Annotated in this window: 3 rRNA genes; all 3 read left to right on the plus strand. The window is 56.3% G+C overall.

The annotated features are described in order from the left end of the window. Window positions 1-53 precede the first annotated feature (53 nt). The 3 genes from ABW16_RS23445 to rrf all read left to right on the plus strand — a co-directional run bounded on the left by ABW16_RS23445 (window position 54) and on the right by rrf (window position 5,311). Window positions 54-1,588, plus strand: a 16S ribosomal RNA gene (locus tag ABW16_RS23445). Window positions 1,589-1,940: 352 nt separating this feature from the next. Beyond that, a 23S ribosomal RNA gene (locus ABW16_RS23450) occupies window positions 1,941-5,064 on the plus strand. A gap of 134 nt (window positions 5,065-5,198) precedes the next feature. Next, a 5S ribosomal RNA gene (rrf, locus tag ABW16_RS23455) occupies window positions 5,199-5,311 on the plus strand. Together the 16S, 23S and 5S rRNA genes form the textbook arrangement of a ribosomal RNA operon. Window positions 5,312-5,320: the final 9 nt, after the last annotated feature.

Raw genomic sequence — 5,320 nt, forward strand, 5'->3', positions numbered from 1 at the left:
TTTTTGTCGGTTTTTCGGAACTGATGTTTTGGGATTGTTTCCAAATTGGTTTTTGTTTGGAGAGTTTGATCCTGGCTCAGGACGAACGCTGGCGGCGTGCTTAACACATGCAAGTCGAACGGAAAGGCCCTTTCGGGGGTACTCGAGTGGCGAACGGGTGAGTAACACGTGGGTGATCTGCCCTGCACTTTGGGATAAGCCTGGGAAACTGGGTCTAATACCGAATAGGACCGCATGCTTCATGGTGTGTGGTGGAAAGCTTTTGCGGTGTGGGATGGGCCCGCGGCCTATCAGCTTGTTGGTGGGGTAATGGCCTACCAAGGCGACGACGGGTAGCCGGCCTGAGAGGGTGTCCGGCCACACTGGGACTGAGATACGGCCCAGACTCCTACGGGAGGCAGCAGTGGGGAATATTGCACAATGGGCGCAAGCCTGATGCAGCGACGCCGCGTGGGGGATGACGGCCTTCGGGTTGTAAACCTCTTTCAGTATCGGCGAAGCTCCGGGATTTTTCTTGGGGTGACGGTAGGTACAGAAGAAGCACCGGCCAACTACGTGCCAGCAGCCGCGGTAATACGTAGGGTGCGAGCGTTGTCCGGAATTACTGGGCGTAAAGAGCTCGTAGGTGGTTTGTCACGTTGTCCGTGAAAACTCACAGCTTAACTGTGGGCGTGCGGGCGATACGGGCAGACTGGAGTACTGTAGGGGAGACTGGAATTCCTGGTGTAGCGGTGGAATGCGCAGATATCAGGAGGAACACCGGTGGCGAAGGCGGGTCTCTGGGCAGTAACTGACGCTGAGGAGCGAAAGCGTGGGGAGCGAACAGGATTAGATACCCTGGTAGTCCACGCCGTAAACGGTGGGTACTAGGTGTGGGTTTCCTTCCTTTAGGGATCCGTGCCGTAGCTAACGCATTAAGTACCCCGCCTGGGGAGTACGGCCGCAAGGCTAAAACTCAAAGGAATTGACGGGGGCCCGCACAAGCGGCGGAGCATGTGGATTAATTCGATGCAACGCGAAGAACCTTACCTGGGTTTGACATGCACAGGACGCCAGCAGAGATGTTGGTTCCCTTGTGGCCTGTGTGCAGGTGGTGCATGGCTGTCGTCAGCTCGTGTCGTGAGATGTTGGGTTAAGTCCCGCAACGAGCGCAACCCTTGTCTCATGTTGCCAGCACGTTATGGTGGGGACTCGTGAGAGACTGCCGGGGTCAACTCGGAGGAAGGTGGGGATGACGTCAAGTCATCATGCCCCTTATGTCCAGGGCTTCACACATGCTACAATGGCCGGTACAAAGGGCTGCGATCCCGTGAGGGTTAGCGAATCCTTTAAAGCCGGTCTCAGTTCGGATTGGGGTCTGCAACTCGACCCCATGAAGTCGGAGTCGCTAGTAATCGCAGATCAGCAACGCTGCGGTGAATACGTTCCCGGGCCTTGTACACACCGCCCGTCACGTCATGAAAGTCGGTAACACCCGAAGCCGGTGGCCTAACCCTTGTGGAGGGAGCCGTCGAAGGTGGGATCGGCGATTGGGACGAAGTCGTAACAAGGTAGCCGTACCGGAAGGTGCGGCTGGATCACCTCCTTTCTAAGGAGCACCATATTCCCCCGTTCCTCACATGGGTGAGGGTGATGCGGTTGGGAGATTTTTCGCCGGCGCCTGTAGTGGGTTGTCCGGTGGTGCAGATAATTTGAACGACAACAGCTTTGATCACCAACCGGCGCGGCCTCTTCGGGGGTGGTGTCGGCCGGCTTTGTCTGGGCACACTGTTGGGTCCTGAGGCAACAGGCCCGTTTTCGCCCCTGCGGGGGTGGGTGTGTTGTCGCTCCATCTTGGTGGTGGGGTGTGGTGTTTGTTTTGTGGATAGTGGTTGCGAGCATCTAACAAGCAAGGCTTGTGTCTTGTTTGTTTTGCAATTTTTGTTTCTTGGTTTTTGTGTTTGTAAGTGTTTAAGGGCGCATGGTGGATGCCTTGGCATCGAGAGCCGATGAAGGACGTGGGAGGCTGCGATATGCCTCGGGGAGCTGCCAACCGAGCGTGGATCCGAGGATGTCCGAATGGGGAAACCCGGCACGAGTGATGTCGTGTCACCCGCTGGTGAATGTATAGCTGGTGGGGAGGTAACGCGGGGAAGTGAAACATCTCAGTACCCGTAGGAAGAGAAAACAAAATGTGATTCCGTGAGTAGTGGCGAGCGAAAGCGGAGGATGGCTAAACCGTATGCATGTGATACCGGGTAGGGGTTGTGTGTGCGGGGTTGTGGGAGTGTTGTGTCCGGTTCTACCTGGCCGGAGGGCAGTGAGAAAGTGTTGTGGTTAGCGGAAGTGGCCTGGGATGGTCTGCCGTAGACGGTGAGAGCCCGGTACGTGAAAACCCGATACCTGCCTTGCGATGTTTCCCGAGTAGCAGCGGGCCCGTGGAATCTGCTGTGAATCTGCCGGGACCACCCGGTAAGCCTGAATACTACTCGATGACCGATAGCGGATTAGTACCGTGAGGGAATGGTGAAAAGTACCCCGGGAGGGGAGTGAAATAGTACCTGAAACCATGTGCCTACAATCCGTCAGAGCCCTCCCTTGTGGTGGGGTGATGGCGTGCCTTTTGAAGAATGAGCCTGCGAGTCACCGGCACGTCGCGAGGTTAACCCGTGTGGGGTAGCCGCAGCGAAAGCGAGTCTGAATAGGGCGTATCCAATCCGTTGGGGTTGGTGTAGTGGCGTGTTGTGGACCCGAAGCGGAGTGATCTACCCATGGCCAGGGTGAAGCGCGGGTAAGACCGCGTGGAGGCCCGAACCCACTTAGGTTGAAGACTGAGGGGATGAGTTGTGGGTAGGGGTGAAAGGCCAATCAAACTCCGTGATAGCTGGTTCTCCCCGAAATGCATTTAGGTGCAGCGTTGCGTGTTTCTCACCGGAGGTAGAGCTACTGGATGGCCGATGGGCCCTACTAGGTTACTGACGTCAGCCAAACTCCGAATGCCGGTGAGTGTAAGCGTGGCAGTGAGACGGCGGGGGATAAGCTCCGTGCGTCGAGAGGGAAACAGCCCAGATCGCCGGCTAAGGCCCCAAAGCGTGTGCTAAGTGGAAAAGGATGTGCAGTCGCTTAGACAACCAGGAGGTTGGCTTAGAAGCAGCCACCCTTGAAAGAGTGCGTAATAGCTCACTGGTCAAGTGATTGTGCGCCGATAATGTAGCGGGGCTCAAGCACACCGCCGAAGCCGCGGCAATACGTCAAGTATTGGGTAGGGGAGCGTCCTGCATCCGGTGAAGCCACAGAGTGATCTAGTGGTGGAGGGTGTGGGAGTGAGAATGCAGGCATGAGTAGCGATGAGGCAAGTGAGAACCTTGCCCGCCGAAAGACCAAGGGTTCCTGGGCCAGGCCAGTCCTCCCAGGGTGAGTCGGGACCTAAGGCGAGGCCGACAGGCGTAGTCGATGGACAACGGGTTGATATTCCCGTACCCGTGTGTGCGCGCCCATGATGAATCAGTGGTACTAACCACCCAAAACCATGGTTACTTCGATCCCTTCGGGGTGAGGGGGACTGTGGGGCTGCGTGGGACCTTCGCTGGTAGTAGTCAAGCGATGGGGTGACGCAGGAAGGTAGCCGTACCAGTCAGTGGTAATACTGGGGCAAGCCCGTAGGACGAGATCTAGGCAAATCCGGGTCTCATGAGTCCGAGAGGTGATGCATAGCCGATTGCGGCGAATTCGGTGATCCTATGCTGCCGAGAAAAGCCTCTAGCGAGCACACACACGGCCCGTACCCCAAACCAACACAGGTGGTCAGGTAGAGAATACCAAGGCGTACGAGTGAACTATGGTTAAGGAACTCGGCAAAATACCCCCGTAACTTCGGGAGAAGGGGGACCCTCATACCGTCATGGCCTTCACGGCCGGCAGCGGGAGGGGGTCGCAGAAACCAGTGAGAAGCGACTGTTTACTAAAAACACAGGTCCGTGCGAAGTCGCAAGACGATGTATACGGACTGACGCCTGCCCGGTGCTGGAAGGTTAAGAGGACCGGTTAACCCTTCGGGGTGAAGCTGAGAATTTAAGCCCCAGTAAACGGCGGTGGTAACTATAACCATCCTAAGGTAGCGAAATTCCTTGTCGGGTAAGTTCCGACCTGCACGAATGGCGTAACGACTTCTCAACTGTCTCAACCATAGACTCGGCGAAATTGCATTACGAGTAAAGATGCTCGTTACGCGCGGCAGGACGAAAAGACCCCGGGACCTTCACTATAGCTTGGTATTGATGTTCGATGCGGTTTGTGTAGGATAGGTGGGAGACTGTGAAACCCGCACGCCAGTGTGGGTGGAGTCGTTGTTGAAATACCACTCTGATCGTATTGGACCTCTAACTTCGAACCATGAAGCTGGTTCAGGGACAGTGCCTGGTGGGTAGTTTAACTGGGGCGGTTGCCTCCTAAAATGTAACGGAGGCGCCCAAAGGTTCCCTCAACCTGGACGGCAATCAGGTGTTGAGTGTAAGTGCACAAGGGAGCTTGACTGTAAGACTGACACGTCAAACAGGGACGAAAGTCGGGACTAGTGATCCGGCACCCCCGAGTGGAAGGGGTGTCGCTCAACGGATAAAAGGTACCCCGGGGATAACAGGCTGATCTTCCCCAAGAGTCCATATCGACGGGATGGTTTGGCACCTCGATGTCGGCTCGTCGCATCCTGGGGCTGGAGCAGGTCCCAAGGGTTGGGCTGTTCGCCCATTAAAGCGGCACGCGAGCTGGGTTTAGAACGTCGTGAGACAGTTCGGTCTCTATCCGCCGCGCGCGTCAGAATCTTGAGGAAACCTGTCCCTAGTACGAGAGGACCGGGACGGACGAACCTCTGGTATACCAGTTGTTCCACCAGGAGCACGGCTGGATAGCCACGTTCGGACAGGATAACCGCTGAAAGCATCTAAGCGGGAAACCTACTCCAAGACCAGGATTCTCACCCTTTTAGAGGGATAAGGCCCCCCGCAGACCACGGGATCGATAGACCAGACCTGGAAGCACCGCAAGGTGTGCAGGGAACTGGCACTAACCGGCCGAAAACTTACCAACACACAAAAAACACATGTGTTGCCCGCAACCACACCACAAAAACTTCAAACCCACACCCCACCACCAAACACACACTTTGGTGACACCGGGCGCCGGCCAACCAACCCCGGCAGCCCAACACAAGAAAATAGAGTTACGGCGGAAATAGCGACAGGGAAACGCCCGGTCCCATCCCGAACCCGGAAGCTAAGCCTGTCAGCGCCGATGATACTGCCCACACGGGTGGAAAAGTAGGACACCGCCGAACACAATTTAA

Origin of the sequence: Mycolicibacter heraklionensis (assembly GCF_001021505.1) — a bacterium.
GTDB classification, from domain to species: Bacteria; Actinomycetota; Actinomycetes; order Mycobacteriales; family Mycobacteriaceae; genus Mycobacterium; species Mycobacterium heraklionense.